Below are 18,415 nucleotides of genomic sequence, written 5' to 3'. Positions count from 1 at the left end.
AATTTCATTTGGTCGCAATAATCAACTGTGGAAATCATACAGGACATTTTTATGCAAAGTCAACCCTAACATGCAAAAATGCATCGTCATTTGCTTCGATCATATTATTAAGTTGTTGCCTTCTCGAATTCGACAGCCGCTTGACATTCCCACTTGCGCAGCGTGTCCACAAGCATTTCAAAGAGTGGTTTCCAGTTACGCGACCATGATGACTGATGAAGGTCAGGGAGTCGCTTCAGAATGACGCGATATACCGTCGCCGAGGAGATAGCAGAGAAGCCAATACCAGAGCAACGTTCACACGTTTTGAAAACTGGTACGCCACGTTCCTTCGTTGCTTTACGGTCCACCACTTCACCTATGCCGCCGCAACGACAACGGGCGCTTATCGTTCCCTTGCCTTCGCAAACATCACAGACCGCCGGTACAACCTCTGTTACCTCTGTCCACAGCTCCCAGTCAGACGGACGAACGGCACGGGAGCGGCTGGCCCAGTATGGCGCTTTACCCCAAGGGTACGAAACCTTGCGGGTGACCTGCTCTTTAGTGGTCCGGCCGGTACCACAACAGCTGTGACACATCACGCTGGTAGCCGCCGAACAGGAATACTCCGCGAAAGCAAACTGCGCCAGCGTCAACATGCAGGCTCCGAGCTTATCGCCAGCGGCTTTGCGGACATTTTTAGGGGCGTTTTTAATGGCAAACTGCGCCAGCGCCTGAACTGCGAGTTGTTCATCTGTTTTGCTAATGCCGGCTTTGCCGAAGAAAGCAGCCAGGCCGAAGCGCGCACGGCTGCTGGTGGTGCCAATAGCCGCCATAACATCAGTGCCGGTGAGACGATCCGGAGAGGTTCCCTTTACATCTTCGCTGATATGCATTCCCTGAGGACTAAAATGTTTAAGTGCTGCTTCCAGTTTCATGTGCCCCTCTGCTTTGATTCAATTCTGATGTAATTACGGAAGATGCGGTAATCCACCAGCACCGATCCCCGGTAGCGGTAAATCCGAAGGCGCTGCCAGCGCGCGCGGAGTATTTCAAGCGTTTCTGGCTTCATCTGGCCTCCTCGATGATGATTTGCCCGGTTTCTCCCCAGATTTTGGTAACCCGTCCGTCCCAGACATGGCTATCTTCGTCAAACACTGCATCCAGCAGAGCTTTTTCCAGATTGTCTTTGTCAGGCTTTTGTTGGTGAGGCTGGCCGACATATTGCGCCCGCTTTGTCTTACTCCAGCTCTTCGGCATGGGGATGACGAACGTGATGTGATATCCGGACTCAGGCAGACGGATGCCAAGCAACCGGACCTGTTCTTTGTATGCCCAGTACGCTGCTGTTGCTGGCCGTTTATGCCATCGATCACGCTGAGTCATTCGGGGCTTGCCAATCGGCGTAATTTCGTAAATTTTCATGCGGGCACCACCAGCCCGCGGCGGGCAACTTCAATCACTGTCAGAACAATCGCGCGGTCCATAAGCTGCCGACGCTCCTCCCTGTTCAGCTTATTCCCGTTATCAATGCTGTCATGACAGCAAATGCAGAGCGCAGCTGTCGCACAATCATCGGTTTTTAATCCCATGCCCTTCCCTTCGTTCCGGTGTGCCACCTGCGTCCCCCATGCTCCACAAAGAACACAACGCTCGATCTGCCCGACGGCGGCGAGCCATTTTTTGCTGCGATAAATAGCCACGCTCACCCCCATATCCGGTTTTGCCACCGGCGATTTATACGCGGTGGTTTATTGCCTTCAGGCAGCCGGGCGCTGACAGTCCAGGTGAGATAATCGGAGTTCAGGTTGCGCTCTACCTTCACGCCGCGGCGCTGGTATTCCGCCATGAGTTCTTCGGCCTGCTGGGTTGTGCAATCGGTATGATGGAACCAGGTCTTCTTCATTCCCGTCACCCCGCGAAGCTCATGAGTTGCGCAGCGGCGTTCTCCGCCTCGCGCTGGTCCCTGAATGCTTTGGATAATATCCAGCGCCAGAGGACATCAAGCGCGGCCTTGTACAGCTGCTGGAACTCAATTTCGTCCATGTTGGCGAATGAAATACTGCGTGGGTGCTTCTGAAGTGTGCCATCCGGAAGTTTGATAGCGTCGTAATGCCCGGCCTGAATAGTCACCCAGGCGCGGTATGCATCGAAGGATTTACAGAGGCTGATCCCGTTTGTTACTCGGCGGCTCGCAACCTGCTCAAGATAGTGCTCAGCGGCATCGAGCAGGGCGCCTTCGTTTCCGCCATAGGAAGCCAGGAATTTAGCGTAGCCGGTAACCAGCTTGCGCTCATTGGAGGAGATTGCCCCGCCGGTAGGCTCCCAGTATTCGAAGCCCAGATTCAGCAAAGCGAAGAAGCGGCGATGAAACGCAGGATTGCGTACCTGTTTGAAGTCGGCCACCAGCACGGCGCCGAGCTTGATTTTTGATTGCAGCAAATCGCTGGTCTCCGGCGTAGCCGGGATCAGGATCCCTGAGGACTGCTTAATGAGTTGTAACTGCGCCATGGTGTTCACTCCGTGGCGCATCGCGGTCAGGTTGCTGGTTGTTCAGGCCAGCTCAAGAATTATGATTGCGTACGTAGTGACAAGTCAATTTTTAGAAGCCATTTCCCTTACAACTTCCATAATGGTTTCTTTGGACCAGTAACGATCGTCCCTGCTTAGTTTTCTGTGAGTTATGGAGCTATCTTTGGTGGAAATTATATAGCGCTCTTCCGCTCCCAACTTGAAGGACAGCAGCTCCCTTCCTTTCCCATCGGTTATGGTCACTCGCAGATCTGACTGAACTACATCCTCCACGAAATCCCCCTGAGCGACATACAGACGCGAATAGAAATTGTCGGCAGCAGCATCAAAGGGATTCGCAAATTGCGGTATTCTGAAAATGCGCGCTACCCCTGAGTACACCCTTAATAGAACCAGTCGTCTGCACTTTCCCAGGTTTCCTGAAGGATCCCTTCAACCGTCTTCTTCGCTTCCTTTGCCCCACCATAAACGCTTAACCCATTCGAACCAGCACGACGAACAACCAGACTGCAATCCTCGAACTGATTCCGGAGCCGTTTTAGCAGTTCTTTTTCCAGCGCTGGCATTGCTCCATCTGGAAGTTTCTTTGTGCGATCAATGGTTAATTCAACTTTCATGGTGGCCTCCTTTGCATTTACTGTGTTTTTATACAGTACACCTACCTGGAAAAATGGTCAACGCAACAAGAGCACAAAATGCTAATTTCATGTCAGTAGGAAAAAATTAAACCCGCCGTAGCGGGTTTTGTATTATGGTTTTTTACGCTGCTTTCTTAGAAGAGCAGTTGCATAGTGGAATAGGAAAAGGTCTTCCCTTCTTTGCATGACGCACCACTCCATCTACACATACAGTGTAGCGGAAGATGATTTCGCATGAATTACCACATTTGCGACAGGTTCCCATAGCCATAGCAATGTTTTCCCTGCATACCTGTAAACCCATACAGATTGCAATTGGCCAGGAGAACAACTACACTTCGCTCGTCAAAGGTATGTGTAGTTATTGGATTGCCTCCATACACTACGGAATGTGTTAGCGCACTTCCGCCCCGAAAAGCCCTGTTAGCGCAGGGCTTTTTACATATAAAAATCGAGAGACATCTGACTCGTTCGGACCCCAATGGTTTCCAGCACAATCTCAGCGAAAGTATCGGCTTGCCATTCAGCATCTTCTGCACGAGTCGGTTCCTTGCTGGAAAAATGAAGTACTGGTTTATGCCCAAGTAGTAAATGTCCAAGTTCATGAAAAATTACCGCAAGAGCATGCTCTTCCCCCAAACAAGCATTTTCGTAAATCTTGTTTGGTACCGTGATTGTTAGAGAAGCAGGGTCACAATGGCCGATAGTGAGATCATAGGTTAAAGATTCCCACTGCTTGTCGTCCATAACGCTAAGGGTGATTCCGTAACTTGACAGTTTTTCGAAAAGGTCATCGTATCGCTTTCGTTTACGCTTGGTGGCCGATATCCCAAATGCGTTACAAAAGTTAATCGCCTTATAGGCAATTTCTTCTTCCTGCATAGGGGAAACACGGTTGCCTCTCATCTGATACATAATTAAACCTCATTGTTGTTTATCTTTTGTAACAGTTCAGCGAAGCTCTTAAGTTGCTCTGGTGTGAATTGCGACTTGGCAAATCCAGCCACAAGCATCTGCTGCTGTTGGGAAAGCCCATCAATTGGAACGACTTCATTAGCAACAGCTGCAAGCTCTTCTAAACCTTCAAGTTGAACCCCTTTTGAACTGAAATAGGAGTCAATTTTTTTTACCCACTTCTGTGGGATTTTTTTACTGCCGGTTTCTAAACCACTCAAAAAAGCAGGTGTGGTTTCCAACTCCTGAGACATGGTTAACAGCGTGCTACCAGTATCTATCCTCGCTTTTCTGACGGCCTTACCGAATTCAGTGAGTGCCATAGTTAATTCCTCAGTATGTATGGATGACAGGTCATAACCTGTAGGTTACTTCATTGCAATAATGCGAAGGTTAGCGATCGCATGAAAAAAAATCAACCTTTTTGGTAAATTTTTTTATCATGAATAGACAAAACTTTAAACCTTTGAGTCTGAATGTTCATAAAACGCTCAACCCTTGTTAGCAACAGAGGGTTGCTCGTTGTTTAAAGGCCTTCAAAGATGCATTGGTTGAAACGAGGATGAATTTAGGCTGGGTATCCATGTTCAAGTGATCTATGTTCAAGATATGTTAAGCATTTTGAAAAATCATACAGTTTTTCAGATAATTTCCGATATCTTATTTCGTGCCCCCCTGTTCATAGGTTTTTTCGGTAGCCCTGACAACCCGAAAAGGAGATAAAATGGAAAATCATGACGTTTATATTTATACCGGCGATATTCATCGGGATGGTTACCAAGACCTTACTAATGGAATAAAGAAACGAAAAACTAAACACGGCCTTCGAAAAAATGTTATCTTCTGCGTCGCTACGTATGGGGGGGACCCTAATGCGGGTTACCGTATAGGCAGAGCATTGCAACACAACTATGATAAGGTAACCTTGTTAGTGGTTGGACCTTGTAAAAGCGCTGGAACATTGATTGCTATAGCTGCCGATAAGCTTGTTATTGGGGACATGGGTGAGCTCGGCCCGCTTGACATACAGCTCAAAAAAAATGATGAGATTGGGGAGATGAGCTCAGGCTTAGCGATCATGACAGCTTTGGATGCGCTAAAAGATCGCTCTATTTCAGCGTTTAACTCGCATCTAGTTAAGATAAGATACGAAAATCAGATAAGTACTAAGATGTCTGCTGATATTGCGACTAGACTTACTGAAGCTCTTGTATCGCCTATGGCTGCTCAGATTGATCCAATCAAGTTGGGTGAGCACCAAAGGGCCATGAGTATTGCCATCACCTATGGGCAACGACTTACAGCTAAGTCAAACAGCCTCAAAGAGGGTGCATTGGTCAAATTGATAGCTTCTTACCCATCACATGGTTTTGTGATCGATCGTAAAGAAGCAAAGGAACTATTCAAATGCGTAGAGAGTCCTAGCGGTTTAACCGAAATGCTCTACGAATTATTTTGCGATAAAATTCATGATGGTGACATAGCTACTTACGGTAAGCCAAGAGTAGTAGATTTTACCCATGATCCAGATGATAAAGGGGAAGATACCGATGCCAAAGAATCTGCAACCGGAAATGGAAATACTCAACAAGATGTTGGAAAACCAGATCCAGGAAAGTCAAGATCTGGCAAGAGAAGCAGAGCAAAACCTAAACGCGATCAAGCGCCAGTTGGAGCCATACCAATTCAACAACCTGATGGACAACAACCTGAAGCGTGAGCTATTTGCCCTTTAAACGTATCCCCTCACCCGGCGATTAGCCGGGTTTGCTCTATCTTTCAGTCGCTTTCTCTTCGCTAGGTTTCAATACGACCAACCCAACAAGTTTCGCAATTCCCACCCATTTTTTCCGTCTTTGGTGATATCCGTTCCTGTATGGGTTTTAAACTTGCTCATGCTGCCGCCTTGGTGTGTGAAAAACGTTTCAGGTCAAAGTCGATAGTTGCCCGCTGGTCACGGAAAATTCCGCAGCGCCCGTGGCGAACCAGACCACCCTGCTCCACTGCTACGCGGAGATATTTCTCTGCTGTGGTCCGGTGCAGGCCGAACATCGCAACGACGTCATTCGTGGTGATGCGCCCCTGATCATTCACCAGTTCGATAATCCGATTGATGATCAGGGCGCGTTCTTTGTCCGTTTTCTTTCTGGCCATCGGTTATTCCCTCCCTGTCAGCTGCTGCACGAGATTTCTATGGCGACCAATAACACGAACCGCGTCACGCAGTTTGGTCAGTTGCTCCAGCTTGTTTCTGGTGCGGCGGATTTCGCGAGAAATGTCCCGCACCGCTGGTACCGCTTCGACTGCGGCGCGCCCTTCGGTGAACGAGGGGATTTCACTCACGATCTGTTCGACTGGTTTTGCTTCTTCCGGCGCGGCAGGTGCCTCCGGTACCGGTTCTTGCTTAAGGGGTTCTGTAACAACAGCAAGGGACCAGGTAACGCCTTTGCCCTTCCCGTTCTTCACCACAACGCCCTGGCGCTCCAGCGCGCGAAGAACAGAGACCATTCCGCGGGCATTGCGATTGACGGCCGCAGCAAGCGAAACTGTCGTCATTGCCCCCTGCTCACGCAGCTGCTGTCGGACGATATCAGGATCAACGGGTTCCGGCTCCTCACCTTTCAGACGCGGCGCCGGATGAACAGGTGCCTTTGGCGTTGACTGCTGAGACTGACCTTTCACGGTACCGAGGAACCAGCCGCCGTCTCCAAAATCGCATAACCCCTGATCACGCCGCTCACGTAACATGGTGAGCGCATCAACCGGGTCGATTTCAAGACGGTCAGCAACTTCGCGGTATGTCGCCCGCCCCATTTTTTCCAGTACCTGAATTACGGTTTCCATGTGATTTCCTCTCAAATCAGTCCAGCATCTTTTCGCTGTTTGTATTTCGCCATCAGCATCTGCGCCGGAGTCGGGCCTCGCTCCTGAGCTGGTGCGGTTAGTGCCCGGCGTACTGGTGGAACAGGCTTTCCATCAAGAACACGCATTTCCCAGTCGTGGAGTAGATCACCAGCAACGCGAACAAGTTCTTTCTCGCTGAGCTGGCCGTCAGTACCGCGTCTGCGCAGTTCAAGGCAAATGTGATAGAGCGCGGGCTGGCTCCACGGGTATTGCTCACTGGTCGGGTAGCGAAAAACCAGCTTTCGCCAGCGCCAGTATTCGGACATGACATCGTCAACCGTGATACCGAGAGCGCCATGACCTTCCCGACACCATGCGATGAACTGACCAGGCGACGGCAGGAACGGGCGTTCCTGGCGACGTGCAATGCGCAGCCCGGCGTTTACCTGTTCCATGGTGGTGATCCCGTTTTCACGAAATGCCTGAGCCCACTGGCGGCGCAGTTCGTCAAACTCAGACTGGTCGCTGAAGCTATGCACGCTGGCCGGGAATGTTGCACGCAAGGCGCTAAACAGCGCGTTGAAGATTTCAGCGGTCTGCTCAGCGGGCGTGTCCTGCGCATCCGGCAATTCAGGCATGCCGCGTGCTATGCGCGCAAAATTTTCACGGTCTATGCTGACCATCTGCTCAGAAAGACTTTTCATCGAACACCCCGTTGATCCAGTCTGTGTTGTTGAAATCGACCTTGCCCTTGGCAGTGGTCTTCGTTGTCTGTCCACCGCTACGCAGGCGCTTGGTAGTTAGGTCGTCCCACTTCCTGCGCAGACTTGACGGGCTCAGGATGTTGTCTTTCCAGAAATCATCCTTGTTGGCCCACTTGAACAGATCGCAAATCTCGAAGTGCGTACGTTTGTCCTGGACGCGCATCAGGCGGATTGTGTTAGCCCATTCGACCCATTTCGGTTCGCTCAGGCTGGCATTGACCGTCAGGCGCAGGGAGTGTATCCAGCGAGCGGCTTTGAGATCGTCAGCAGTACCCCATGATTTTCCTGCCGGGGTGTAGATTCCGTCGGCAGCTTCAGGGTGACGAGAGAGGAATTTTTGAGTCGCCTCGTTTCGGGATTCTTCAGAATTCCGAGACGAAGAGATCTTATTATTTATATTGTTGTTATTATATTGTTGTTCATGATGCGCGGGAAATTGCGCGGTCTTATGCGCGGGTAAATGCGCGGCATGACCCTCGCAAGCCGCGCCACTACTGGCTTCGTCATGCGCGGTGATATGCTCGCCGTTATGCGCGGGGAATTGCGCGGGTAAATCGTCTATTTTTTGAGCATATTGCTCATAATTTGTGATGGTTATCACAGTGCCTTTTCGCTTCTCTCCAGAACGAGAAATCATTCCTTCGCGTTCGAAAACATCAAGCATCCTGTCCACGGCGTGACGACTACTCGGCTTCCCTTCCCGGTCGCATAATTTCAGCCCCAAATCGGCCGTTGTGGTTACCAGTTGTCCGGTTTGTAAGGGCCATTGACGGCCTTTAAAGTTCGCCGTGTAGGGCTGACGTGCAGCACCCAAAAGAAGGTTCTCCCACAACGTGCGCAGGAACACATCTTTCGCCCAGGGCTTCTTCAGTACGCTCCGGTACAACGGGATGAATCCGGTCTTCTGGTTCTCCATCCGGTTGCTCCTGATGGCACTACGTGCCGCAAAATCGGCATAAGCGACATTTGACATGCTATGCCCCTTTAGCCTGGTGTTTAGTACATGCGTTTGTCATAATGACCTCGCAATTACGTCCCGTTTTTGCACCCGAAAGCCGTTGGTGCCCCCTCACCGCGGCTTTCACCCTTTTAGAACAGCCCCTGCTGCTTACCGCGCTTGATGCGCTTCGACTCAAACCGATCTGCCGGCACTGTCTGTTTTTCTGCCCATAACTTCGCGTGACGCAAAACATCATCGAAAATTCTCCCCTTACGACTTGCCTGAGACATTCGCTTGTACATATCGACGGCCTGAAATGCCCCCCCTGCGCCACAGCTGCGGTGAAGCCCTGCCGGATAAGTTCTTCGCGAACGTGCTTTTCAATAAATTCGACATGATTCACTGCACACCTCACATGACGCCCGGGCCCATGACTGCGAGACCACTCAGAACCTGAACAACAGCCTCCCCAGGCAGAAGCGCCAGCAGGTGTTCAATGCCCTCCCTCACCTCTTTCACCAGCTGGTGCTGCGGCGCCCTCAGAATCACCGCGCGTTTCGCTTCGCCGATCTCCTTCTCCATCGCTGCATAGCGCGTCATAAAGCAGTCCTGAGGTACCAGACGTCCACGGAACTCAAGCGGTAGAACGGCGATGATCGCGGGCGACAGCTGGCTGATGTTTTTGCGCGCATACTCCGTATCACCATCGAGCCAGCGGAAGAGTTTCTGACGCTTACGGCTCAGGTCTTCGGGAAATTCCAGCCCGGCGCCGCCCTGTCGTTCCCACTCCTCAACGATGATCCCGGCAACGACATCCTGGTTATCCAGTGACGCAGCCCAGGCACGAACGGCATCGCGGATCTGTTCGTGCTTATCTGCCGCGCCTGGCTGATTGCGATTTATCATCGCCCCCGGATGTAATCCGGTATTTTGTTGATATGAAATGGAGTGCATGGTCAGGACTCCTGATGTGGAAGGCCGTCAGTAGGGTTTGGATATGCCACAGGGTCGATTTCATGAGGTGTAACCTGCCACTCAAGAATCCGACAGAGTGGCAAAATACGACCGTGAGGTATCTTTCCTTTCCGAAGCCACTTACCGACGGCCTGTGAAGAAATGCCAAAGCATTCTCCAATGCCTACTTGCGTCATATGGCTACTGATTTTGTTTTTAAGTTGGTTATCCATTTGTTGACCTGCGTGTTCGTTTATGGTGGCAGGAGAATAACATTTAAAACTTTTGGTTCCAACAAAAATCAAACCAATAGTTCTGATGAACTATAAAACCATTGGTTGTAAAATGAAAATATGAATAAAACTCCTCACCCTGTGTTTGCCAAAAGAATCCATCAAGTGATGGAGGAAAACGGCTGGAGCATGGCTGATTTAGCCAGGCGCGTGATGCTTTCACATACCTCAGTGCGTAAATGGGCGAATGGTGCAGCAGCTGCAAGCGGCGATCGCCTTAAAAGGCTGTCAGCCGTAACTGGTAGGCCTGAGTACTGGTTCTTTATGGAACCGGGCACAGAAGGGGAGAATGGAGAAGAGCTTCCGACATTACCTCGCGTTCTTGATGAACAGGAACAAACCCTGTTATCTCTCTTTAATCAGTTGCCTGAAGCTGAAAAGCTCCGTTTGATCATCCACACCAGGGGTGTGGTGAAAGAAATGGACTTACTCAAGAATGATGTTTACGACATCATGAACGATCTCAAGAAATAGCCCCATTCCCGCCTAGTACAAAAACATGACACCTCTACGGTGTCTTTTTTTACCCTCAAATAGAACTTTGAGTTCCATTTTAGCTTTACTTATCGAACCTTTGGTTGTACTCTTCAGTTCATCGACAACAAGCGCATCGTTGTCAGGTGATAAACGTTCCGCTGGCCGGCGACAAGGCAAACGAGGAAGACATGGCTAAGAGGTTTACCGTAGTGATCTCCGGCAGTAATGGGTATCGAACATATCAAGTTAAAGCGAATGACTGGAAAGAGGCGGACCAGATCGCCATTAATCTCCATCGGAGCAAAGAACCGGATGAGCCGGAGTATGAAATTGGCGTCGCTGCCGTAATAGCAGGCTGGCCAAAGGTCTGGTAAGGGGGAAGCATGATTGATTTTGCACGCAAACCAGCACAGCAGCAGGCCGTTCGCCTCAACTGGATTACAGTCAGAATCCGCCAGCTTTGTTACTTACTGGCTCAAAAGGGTACTCCGTAATGAACACTTTATTCGCACTGGTTCTGACTGTTATCTCCCTTAACGGTGAATCGCAGGATGTCGTTATCGATGTCTATGACAACCAGCAACAGTGCCAAGCAGCTGCTGTTGAGCAAAACGTGAATGGTGAGTGCTGGCCTGTAGAGGGAATTATTCGTAACGGCGAGATCCCGGCAAGCCTGTAAGGAGCGGAAATGAAGAAAGAATGCGGATACTGCCGCAAGCCTTTTGAAGCGGGGAAAGAAGTTAAACGCACCTTGCTTTATTTTTGTGGCAATAATCTTGCCCGTAAAGAAAAAGAGTATTGCTCAAAACAGTGTGCTGAAAAAGACCAGATGGCACACGAAGCGTAATTAGCAGCCCTGTAATTTGAAAAAAATTCGCCATTTATTTGGCGTGGATTCTTACACCCTGAATAAACCAAAAGGAACATTCTATGGAAATCGTAAAAGTCGAATTAAATCTGAAAGCAATTAACAAAAGCATCGCTTTATTCAACTGCGACAAGAAAGTATCTGGCCTGATTCATACCACTGAAAACGGCGAAACCACCGTCGTACTTGATGGGGGTTATGTTCTTGACTCGTTCGACTGTCCGCACTGCGCTATCGAGGCTATCAGCCTGCTGGCCGTGAAAATTAAAGATGGTGAAAAGAGCGGGCACGGCAGCTATCGCCAGCACAAGCGCAACTTCATGGAGCGTGCATTCATCACTGTCCATTAAAAAGCCCACCGAAGTGGGCCTGCCTGTCCGGTCTCACCGACCAAAGCGAACCGGACATCCCCAGGTAAATACGAGGTGTCTTTCAGGCACCTCCAGTCTACACGATAAGAGGATTATGTGTCATGACTAACACGAACCCTGTATTTCTTGTTCGAAGAGCAAAAAAACAATCTGGTCAGCCTGATGCAGTTTTATGGTGCAGCGAGGACTTTGAAACCGCTAATGCCACCCTGGATTATTTACTGCTTAAGTCCGGTCGCAAATTTAAAGACTATTACAAAGCGGTCGCAACTAATTTCCCTGTTGTAAACGAACTTCCACCGGAAGGCGAAATCAGTTTTACCTTCTGTGATTATTATCAGCTCGATAAAGGCAAAATGAACTGGGAGCAGATCCCTGGGGTTTCTCTGCCCGAGCATCCTGCAACACAAAAAGCGGAAATGGCCGAAGCCACGGTCGTTAATGGCGTTGACACGTCTACTGGTGAAATCGTCGACGAACAGGCTTTTAACGAGGCTGATGCAGTTCCTCCGACCAATTCTGATCTGAAGATTGACGAAGGCGACGACGAAAACACGCGCTACCCGATCGTGCAAATGTCGTTCCGCAAGCAGCTGTTGTCGCAGCTTACGTCGGATGAACTTCGCTATCACCTCACGCAGGCGGAGTATCAGGAAATAAGCACGCTGGAAATGGACACTGATAACGGATACGTCCAGAACCTGCTGCTGGCAGCCGCAAGCGTAGAAAAGATCCAGACTCTGGATATGCCATTTCTGTGGAAATACACCAGAGCCGTCAGAGACGTTTTTGATATGGAGAAACGTCACGAACTCTCTCTGATTTTAAAGTTTACGCAAGTATGGGCAGAAACATCACACCTCGATCGTGGAATTTTGACAAAAGAATGGGCCAAAGGTAACCGCATCAGCGCCGTGCAGCGTACTGACTCCGGTACTAATGCCGACGGGGGCTATAAAACGGACCGCGGCGAAGGGGCGCACCATACGCTTGATTCTCTTGATCTTGAAATTGCCTGCGCCCTGCTACCCATGGATTTCAACCCACACGAAATACCAGGCAGCGTGCTGCGCCGCGCGAAGGAGATCGTCGCTAAAAAAGAGGAACCGTGGAAATCGTGGAGCAACATCCTGCGTAATCAACCGGGGGTGCTGGCAGTGAACCGCACAGCAATCTTCAATCTCGTGCGTATCGCTCCTGAGAACATCCACAAGACCCCTGCTGCTCATCTGGAATTTGTTAATCGAACAATGACCACAAATTTCAACTCCACGACCGAGTTAATGCCGCTGCCTTCTGCCGCCCCAGTTATTTCACGTGAAGGCGTGGACAAGCAGCTGGCAGCCGAACGTGGAGAATTTGTCGAGGGTATTAGCGACCCAACAGATCCGAAATGGGAAATAACCCACCGTATGACCACCACTACTCACGAAGAGAATTTACAACGGATTCGTGAAGAAGGTGCGCGCCGCGCTGAGGAAATGAAAGAGCAGCCGGAAATCACAAGTATGGGCAACGGCATGTTTTCCATTGAAGGCCTGCTCAACCAGAGCGCCTCAAATGAAGCAGAAAAAACGGAAGTGGAGACCACCAGCAATGTGCAGGTTCAAGAGAATAACAGTAATGAAGAACCGACTTGTGATGCGCTGTCACCGGGCAAAGTCGTATTGCAGCCAGGTGAAAGCAGTGCTGACACTGGTGAGGAACCAGCTACCGTAGAGCCGTCTGCCGCTGAGATTCTGGCCACCAGCGCGCCGAGTCTCGCCAGCCAGGACAGGGATGATGCAACCCAAATTCCTGATTCAGTAGACCAGAACGAACCAGAATCGGCACAAAACGAACCAGAAGTGCATCAGGAAGAACCAGCTGTTGAATATCCTGCTTATTTCGAGCCAGGCCGCTATGAAGGTCTTCCGAACGAGGTTTATCACGCCGCTAACGGCATCAGCTCTACCCAGGTAAAAGATGCGCGCGTGTCGCTGATGTACTTCAATGCGCGCCACGTTGAAAAAACCATCGTCAAAGAGCGCTCCGCAGTTCTGGACATGGGCAACTTAGTGCATGCGCTGGCGTTGCAGCCTGAACAGCTGGATGCAGAGTTCAGCATTGAACCGGTTATCCCAGAAGGCGCATTCACCACCACGGCGACACTGCGCACCTTTATCGATGAGTACAACAACGGCCTGCCTGTACTGCTGAGCGCAGACGATATCAAAAGATTTCTTGAAGAGCATAACGCCACGCTGCCCGCTCAGGTGCCGCTGGGCGCTAGCCTGGAAGAAACAGCGCAGAACTATATGACGCTGCCAGCTAACTTCCAGCGTATCGATGCAGACCAGAAGCAGACGGCAACGGCAATGAAAGCCTGCATCAAAGAGTACAACGCCACCCTGCCGACGCCGGTTAAAACTAGCGGCAGCCGTGACGCGCTGCTCGAGCAGTTAGCGATCATCAACCCTGACATGGTGGCGCAGGAAGCGCAGAAGCCACAGCCGCTGAAAGTATCTGGCACTAAGGCCGATCTGATTCAGGCCGTGAAGACAGTCAAACCAGATGCCGTGTTTGCCGACGAGCTGCTGGATGCCTGGCGCGATAACCCGGAGGGGAAAGTGCTGGTTACCCGCCAGCAGCTGGGCACCGCACTGAATATTCATAAAGCGCTTCTGGCTCACCCGACCGCCAGCATGCTGCTGACCCACCCGAGCCGTGCCGTCGAGGTGAGTTACTTCGGCTTTGACGAGGAGACGGGCCTGGAAGTTCGTGTGCGCCCGGACCTCGAGATCGACCTGGACGGTGTGCGTATCGGCGCAGACCTGAAAACTATCAGCATGTGGAACGTAAAGCAGGAAAGCCTGCGCGCCAGACTGCACCGGGAAATCATTGACCGCGACTATCACCTGAGCGCAGCCATGTACTGCGAAACCGCGGCGCTGGACCAGTTCTTCTGGATTTTCGTCAACAAAGACGAGAACTACCACTGGATCGCCATCATCGAGGCATCCGCTGAACTGCTGGAGCTGGGCATGCTCGAGTACCGCAAAGCGATGCGCGCTATCGCAACCGGATTCGACACAGGTGAATGGCCAGCACCAATCACTGCCGACTACACCGACGAACTGAACGACTTCGACCTGCGCCGCCTCGAAGCGCTGCGTACTCAGGCATAAGGGGGATATATGCAAAATACCAACGTTACCGTTGCTGATCAGAACACCGTTATTAATTCCAACGTGGCACTGTTCGATTCTCAATACCTTAACGCCATCAGCACTTTTGCGCAGATTATGGCTCAGGGCACCGCGACAGTTCCTAAGCATCTTCAGGGCAATCAGGCCGATTGCATGGCCGTAGCGATGCAGGCAGCACAATGGCAGATGAATCCCTTTGCTGTAGCACAGAAGACGCACCTGATTAATGGTGTGCTCGGGTACGAAGCGCAGTTGGTCAATGCCGTCATTTCGCGTAGCGGCGTGCTTGCCAGCCGCTTTGAATATGAGTGGTACGGGCCATGGGAAAAAGTTGTTGGAAAATTCCATATTCGTAAAGGCGAAAAAGGCGAGTACCGGGTCCCTGGCTGGACCCTGGCTGACGAAGCCGGGATCGGCATTATTATCCGCGCAACCCTGAAGGGTGAAGATCAGCCGAGAGAACTCGATTTACTGCTGGCTCAGGCTCGCACCCGTAACTCAACGCTCTGGGCTGACGACCCGCGCCAGCAGCTTGCATATCTCGCAGTGAAGCGCTGGGCCCGCCTGTTCTGCCCGGATGTGATTCTGGGCGTTTATACCCCGGACGAGCTGGATGATCGGCGTGAAGAACGGGAGGTAAACCCTGCCCCTGTGCAGCACATAAGTTTGACTGAAATTACTGATGACAACTTATCTACCACACAGAACGCGCAGCAGTCCTCAGTAAATATCGACACTTTGGCTGATGAATACCGTAAACGGATTGATTCTGCTGAAACTCTGGACGATGCCACTACCGTCGGAAACGACATCAATGCTTCTAAATCCGTACTGGGTGCAGCATTGCACACCGAACTGAAAAACAAAGCTACGCGCCGGTACCACTTTGTGAATGCGAAAAACAAAGTTGATACAGCTATCAAAGCACTTCCAAAACCGGGAGTGGAAGGTGCGGGAGAACGCTTCGAGGAAGTTGAAAAGATGCTCTTGGCGGCTAAACGGCACTTGGGTGATGAATTGCACGATAAGTACCGCATCACCCTCGATGATATGAAACCGGAATATGTGGCCTAAGGGAGGCGGGAGGGTTCGCCCTCCCGGTAACGATATGACGAAAATTATCGAACGCGGAATGATTTTTAACGGTGAGATGGTGCGGGCGATCCTCGATGGACGGAAGACGCAGACGCGGCGGATCATCAAGCCGCAGCCAGAGGGAACATTAAGCGGAAGTTTATCCGGTATGTGGTTAAGCAGGCCTCTTAACGGACTGTTGTTGCCGAAAATTGAAGATATCGCAATCCATTGCCCGTTCGGTGTCGTCGGTGATCGCATCTGGGTGCGGGAGACGTGGGCAGAGGCTGGAGCAAGCGCGCCGGATCTGAAACTTTATCGCGCGAATTACCCTGCGCATGTTCCAACTCATTACGAGAACGTGCCGCCGGCAGAGGATGTCCGCTGGACACCCAGCATCCACATGCCGCGCTGGGCCAGCCGTATTCTGCTGGAGATCACCGATGTACGGGTCGAGCAGCTGAACGATATCAGTGAGGAAGACGCACGTTCGGAGGGAATTTCTGGCTCCTCGGCACGTGACGTTAAAGAGGCTTACGCAGCGTTATGGCGGTCTATCTACGGTTCTGACAGCTGGCGCGCTAACCCATGGGTCTATGTGATCAAGTTTAAGCGTATCGAAGGAGATGGCCATGCGACTGATTAACCGAGGTAACCAGCAATCCCCGTTAGCGCGTCAGGCATGCGACATCGCGCTGGCAGCCCACCAGCAAAGATACGGCGACTATGGGCGCAGCAAGATGAAAGAGACGTATACGGTGAAGGTTGAAGGCGTGAAGGTCTGGGTGGAGGTGGTGAACCGCAAGGCGAGCTATGTGGCCACGGCAATGACAGGCATGCGCCGCTTGCGTGCCCTTCCCGGCCAGGCGTCCTGATAAAGAATTATCAAACGGCCCCGGTTGGGGCCCTTGGAGAACGAAGATGAGCAAAGCAACGAATAAATTTGAGCTGATGAGCACTAAAGACATCTGCGGGCAGCTGTGTATTTCCTCACGTACGCTCGAACGCTACAGGAAAAGAGCCCCAAACGAGAACCCTTTCCCTGAGCCAGATTGCGCTTACATGGGTGGACCCAATAAATGGCTCAGAACCAAAGTCACCGCCTGGCAGATTAAAGAGATGTCACGATCAACCCGTAAGCCGATGTCTCACCTGAACCTAACCCGTGATGATAAAGGCCGTCTCACCCGACCTGACGCGGCGTGAACTCCAGAATGTCGGGCTCGACGATGCTCATAAGTCGGGCCCACCACTTACCATATGCCACTCTCATTTCCTCAACATAGGTGTGCTTGTCGTACACTGACCACACACCAGGCAGTTTGTGGCCAAGCATTATTTCGGCGATATGCGGCTCGGTTAGCTCTGAGAAATTCGTTCGCGCAGTCCTGCGCAGATCATGAATAGTAAAGTGTGGGACCTGCTCGTTATAGGCCTTGAGCATGAACTTAACCAGGTTACTGCTGATGCTCATATGGAAGCCTTCACTCATCGGCTTGTCTTCATATTTTGAAAAAACAAAGCGTCCTGGCGCCAGCTCAATGGCCCGTTTTATCAGCGGGAGCATTTCCGGGATGATAGGTCGAATTATCGGTTTCTTTGTCTTCCGCCCTGTCTTGTGGTTTTCCCATGGAACAGTCCAGATCCCTTCTTCAAAATCAAAGTGTGCGACTTCAGCCTGCCGGAGTTCGCCAACCCTGCACGCCCATATCAGAGACAATTTATAGAGGATCTTGTTTCGCTCAATGAGGCGGGAATCCTCAATGGCTCGCCAGACAATCGCCAGTTCTTTACGGTCCAGGGTTCGCTCACCCATTTGTTTCTGGATGCCGAAATCACGCCCAGACATTTCTGACAGCGGGTTAACTTCCAGCAGTTGCCGTTTCACTGCCCAGGAATAACACTGTCGGCCGTTGCTGATCACGCGCCGGGTGATCTCGCTGTAACCCTGGGCCAATCTGTCCAGGACAGTGAGCCAGTTGTGTAGCGTGAGCTGATGCGCAGGGTATTTCCCGAGCTTGGGGAAAACGTGCAGTTCAAACGAGCGGAGGACCTGCCCGGCTGATTCTTTCTGAATGCAGACCATTGAGTGCCATTCACGGAACAGCTCTTCGAAGGTGTACTGGCTGTTAATCTTGGCTTTATCGAGGCTTTGCCTGATCCGAGGGTTTTCGCCACGGGCAAGAATAGCTGCCCACTTTGCGACTTCATCGCGCGCGGCTTTTAATCCGAACTCCGGATAGCTGCCGATCGTCATCTTGTCCTGTTTGCCCAGGAAGCGGAATCGGTAGAAAAAAGTAACGGCCCCCTTTTTGGAGATGCGTACCCACAGACCATCACGGTCTGCCTTTTCTTCAACTTTGTCTCGTTCGCGCCCAAGGCACGACTTTAGATAACTATCTGAAATAGCCATGATTTGTCCCTGCGTGTGTCCATCAGAACGGGAGGTTATGTGTCCATCATAGAATATGGACGCACTGGTGGACACAAAAACCATGACTTATGATGTCGTAGGTTGACTGTACATGCAAACAGT

27 protein-coding genes are annotated in these 18,415 nt (G+C 51.1%); 11 read left to right on the top strand and 16 right to left on the bottom strand.

Translation table 11 applies throughout. From position 1 onward, the window contains the following. Nucleotides 1-107: 107 nt before the first annotated feature. The 9 genes from SK58_RS07990 to SK58_RS07945 all read right to left on the bottom strand — a co-directional run bounded on the left by SK58_RS07990 (nt 108) and on the right by SK58_RS07945 (nt 4,429). On the bottom strand, nt 108-920 hold the full coding sequence (locus SK58_RS07990) for an antitermination protein (protein ID WP_006811581.1): 813 nt from the start codon (nt 918-920) through the stop codon (nt 108-110). Next, on the bottom strand, nt 917-1,054 hold the full coding sequence (locus tag SK58_RS22840; RefSeq protein WP_017692888.1) for a YlcG family protein: 138 nt from the start codon (nt 1,052-1,054) through the stop codon (nt 917-919). The genes SK58_RS07990 and SK58_RS22840 overlap by 4 nt, the downstream gene beginning before the upstream one ends. Beyond that, nucleotides 1,051-1,407 (bottom strand): RusA family crossover junction endodeoxyribonuclease, encoded by a 357-nt coding sequence (locus SK58_RS07980; protein WP_048219629.1) that lies wholly within the window; start codon nt 1,405-1,407, stop codon nt 1,051-1,053. The genes SK58_RS22840 and SK58_RS07980 overlap by 4 nt, the downstream gene beginning before the upstream one ends. Next, the gene (locus SK58_RS07975) at nt 1,404-1,697 is read right to left on the bottom strand and encodes a DUF1364 family protein (protein ID WP_048219628.1); all 294 of its coding nucleotides are present in this window, start codon (nt 1,695-1,697) and stop codon (nt 1,404-1,406) included. Before SK58_RS07975 ends, SK58_RS07980 begins: the two co-directional genes overlap by 4 nt. Beyond that, complete coding sequence (locus SK58_RS07970) at nt 1,688-1,888, bottom strand: hypothetical protein (protein ID WP_032645668.1); 201 nt, start codon at nt 1,886-1,888, stop codon at nt 1,688-1,690. The genes SK58_RS07975 and SK58_RS07970 overlap by 10 nt, the downstream gene beginning before the upstream one ends. Before the next feature lie 5 nt (nt 1,889-1,893). Then, complete coding sequence (locus SK58_RS07965) at nt 1,894-2,493, bottom strand: DUF1367 family protein (protein WP_017693509.1); 600 nt, start codon at nt 2,491-2,493, stop codon at nt 1,894-1,896. Nucleotides 2,494-2,897: 404 nt separating this feature from the next. After that, nucleotides 2,898-3,131 (bottom strand): DinI-like family protein, encoded by a 234-nt coding sequence (locus SK58_RS07955; protein ID WP_048219626.1) that lies wholly within the window; start codon nt 3,129-3,131, stop codon nt 2,898-2,900. A gap of 459 nt (nt 3,132-3,590) precedes the next feature. After that, nucleotides 3,591-4,067, bottom strand: coding sequence for an ImmA/IrrE family metallo-endopeptidase (locus SK58_RS07950; protein WP_048219623.1), 477 nt, complete (start codon nt 4,065-4,067; stop codon nt 3,591-3,593). Nucleotides 4,068-4,069: 2 nt separating this feature from the next. After that, nucleotides 4,070-4,429 carry a helix-turn-helix domain-containing protein gene (locus SK58_RS07945; protein WP_048219621.1) on the bottom strand — a complete coding sequence of 120 codons (360 nt, stop codon included), beginning with the start codon at nt 4,427-4,429 and terminating at the stop codon, nt 4,070-4,072. Nucleotides 4,430-4,851: 422 nt separating this feature from the next. Between SK58_RS07945 and SK58_RS07940 the strand changes: the two genes are divergently transcribed. Beyond that, the gene (locus SK58_RS07940; protein WP_369700084.1) at nt 4,852-5,826 is read left to right on the top strand and encodes an SDH family Clp fold serine proteinase; all 975 of its coding nucleotides are present in this window, start codon (nt 4,852-4,854) and stop codon (nt 5,824-5,826) included. A gap of 173 nt (nt 5,827-5,999) precedes the next feature. Here SK58_RS07940 and SK58_RS07935 read toward each other — a convergent pair whose 3' ends face one another. The 6 genes from SK58_RS07935 to SK58_RS23170 all read right to left on the bottom strand — a co-directional run bounded on the left by SK58_RS07935 (nt 6,000) and on the right by SK58_RS23170 (nt 9,841). After that, the gene (locus SK58_RS07935) at nt 6,000-6,260 is read right to left on the bottom strand and encodes a DUF977 family protein (RefSeq protein WP_048219617.1); all 261 of its coding nucleotides are present in this window, start codon (nt 6,258-6,260) and stop codon (nt 6,000-6,002) included. Nucleotides 6,261-6,263: 3 nt separating this feature from the next. Then, nucleotides 6,264-6,950 (bottom strand): DUF1627 domain-containing protein, encoded by a 687-nt coding sequence (locus SK58_RS07930; RefSeq protein ID WP_048219615.1) that lies wholly within the window; start codon nt 6,948-6,950, stop codon nt 6,264-6,266. An 11-nt stretch (nt 6,951-6,961) separates the two neighbouring features. Then, nucleotides 6,962-7,654 carry a replication protein P gene (locus tag SK58_RS07925; RefSeq protein WP_048219613.1) on the bottom strand — a complete coding sequence of 231 codons (693 nt, stop codon included), beginning with the start codon at nt 7,652-7,654 and terminating at the stop codon, nt 6,962-6,964. Further along, nucleotides 7,638-8,630, bottom strand: a complete 993-nt coding sequence (locus SK58_RS07920; protein ID WP_039270085.1) for a replication protein — start codon at nt 8,628-8,630, stop codon at nt 7,638-7,640. The genes SK58_RS07925 and SK58_RS07920 overlap by 17 nt, the downstream gene beginning before the upstream one ends. 435 nt (nt 8,631-9,065) lie before the next feature. Next, nucleotides 9,066-9,608, bottom strand: coding sequence for a toxin YdaT domain-containing protein (locus tag SK58_RS07915; RefSeq protein ID WP_048219611.1), 543 nt, complete (start codon nt 9,606-9,608; stop codon nt 9,066-9,068). 2 nt (nt 9,609-9,610) lie between these two features. Continuing rightward, nucleotides 9,611-9,841 carry a helix-turn-helix domain-containing protein gene (locus SK58_RS23170; protein ID WP_017693528.1) on the bottom strand — a complete coding sequence of 77 codons (231 nt, stop codon included), beginning with the start codon at nt 9,839-9,841 and terminating at the stop codon, nt 9,611-9,613. A gap of 120 nt (nt 9,842-9,961) precedes the next feature. On the opposite strand from SK58_RS23170, the gene SK58_RS07910 reads away from it, so the two are divergent. From SK58_RS07910 to xis, 10 genes are all read left to right on the top strand, one after another. Continuing rightward, a complete protein-coding gene (locus SK58_RS07910; RefSeq protein ID WP_017693529.1) occupies nt 9,962-10,375 on the top strand; it encodes a helix-turn-helix domain-containing protein in 414 nt (137 codons plus the stop codon). Between the two features lie 191 nt (nt 10,376-10,566). Then, complete coding sequence (locus SK58_RS07905) at nt 10,567-10,752, top strand: hypothetical protein (protein ID WP_032619247.1); 186 nt, start codon at nt 10,567-10,569, stop codon at nt 10,750-10,752. Between the two features lie 119 nt (nt 10,753-10,871). After that, nucleotides 10,872-11,057, top strand: a complete 186-nt coding sequence (locus SK58_RS07900; protein WP_032665954.1) for a YdfD/YebW family protein — start codon at nt 10,872-10,874, stop codon at nt 11,055-11,057. Between the two features lie 9 nt (nt 11,058-11,066). Then, nucleotides 11,067-11,225: a YdaE family protein gene (locus tag SK58_RS23050; RefSeq protein ID WP_032654607.1), complete on the top strand. Its 159-nt coding sequence runs from the start codon at nt 11,067-11,069 to the stop codon at nt 11,223-11,225. Nucleotides 11,226-11,308: 83 nt separating this feature from the next. Further along, on the top strand, nt 11,309-11,596 hold the full coding sequence (locus SK58_RS07890; protein ID WP_022651664.1) for a hypothetical protein: 288 nt from the start codon (nt 11,309-11,311) through the stop codon (nt 11,594-11,596). 122 nt (nt 11,597-11,718) lie between these two features. Further along, on the top strand, nt 11,719-14,784 hold the full coding sequence (locus SK58_RS07885) for a RecE family exodeoxyribonuclease (RefSeq protein ID WP_048219609.1): 3,066 nt from the start codon (nt 11,719-11,721) through the stop codon (nt 14,782-14,784). A gap of 9 nt (nt 14,785-14,793) precedes the next feature. Next, nucleotides 14,794-15,879, top strand: coding sequence for a RecT family recombinase (locus SK58_RS07880; RefSeq protein WP_022651666.1), 1,086 nt, complete (start codon nt 14,794-14,796; stop codon nt 15,877-15,879). A 34-nt stretch (nt 15,880-15,913) separates the two neighbouring features. Next, nucleotides 15,914-16,525 carry an ASCH domain-containing protein gene (locus SK58_RS07875; protein WP_032635810.1) on the top strand — a complete coding sequence of 204 codons (612 nt, stop codon included), beginning with the start codon at nt 15,914-15,916 and terminating at the stop codon, nt 16,523-16,525. Next, nucleotides 16,512-16,754 carry a DUF4060 family protein gene (locus tag SK58_RS07870; protein WP_017692869.1) on the top strand — a complete coding sequence of 81 codons (243 nt, stop codon included), beginning with the start codon at nt 16,512-16,514 and terminating at the stop codon, nt 16,752-16,754. Before SK58_RS07875 ends, SK58_RS07870 begins: the two co-directional genes overlap by 14 nt. Nucleotides 16,755-16,800: 46 nt before the next feature. Next, a complete protein-coding gene (gene xis, locus SK58_RS22210) occupies nt 16,801-17,085 on the top strand; it encodes an excisionase Xis (RefSeq protein WP_022651668.1) in 285 nt (94 codons plus the stop codon). Here the strand turns inward: xis and SK58_RS07865 are convergent. After that, nucleotides 17,063-18,292 carry a tyrosine-type recombinase/integrase gene (locus SK58_RS07865; protein WP_006811608.1) on the bottom strand — a complete coding sequence of 410 codons (1,230 nt, stop codon included), beginning with the start codon at nt 18,290-18,292 and terminating at the stop codon, nt 17,063-17,065. The two genes, xis and SK58_RS07865, sit on opposite strands and share 23 nt — an antisense overlap. Nucleotides 18,293-18,415 lie beyond the last annotated feature (123 nt).

The organism is Enterobacter sp. BIDMC93, assembly GCF_001037805.1.
Lineage (GTDB): Bacteria > Pseudomonadota > Gammaproteobacteria > Enterobacterales > Enterobacteriaceae > Enterobacter > Enterobacter hormaechei_C.
Note: the sequence above shows the minus strand (reverse complement) of the source record. Positions and strands in the feature narration are given on the sequence as shown.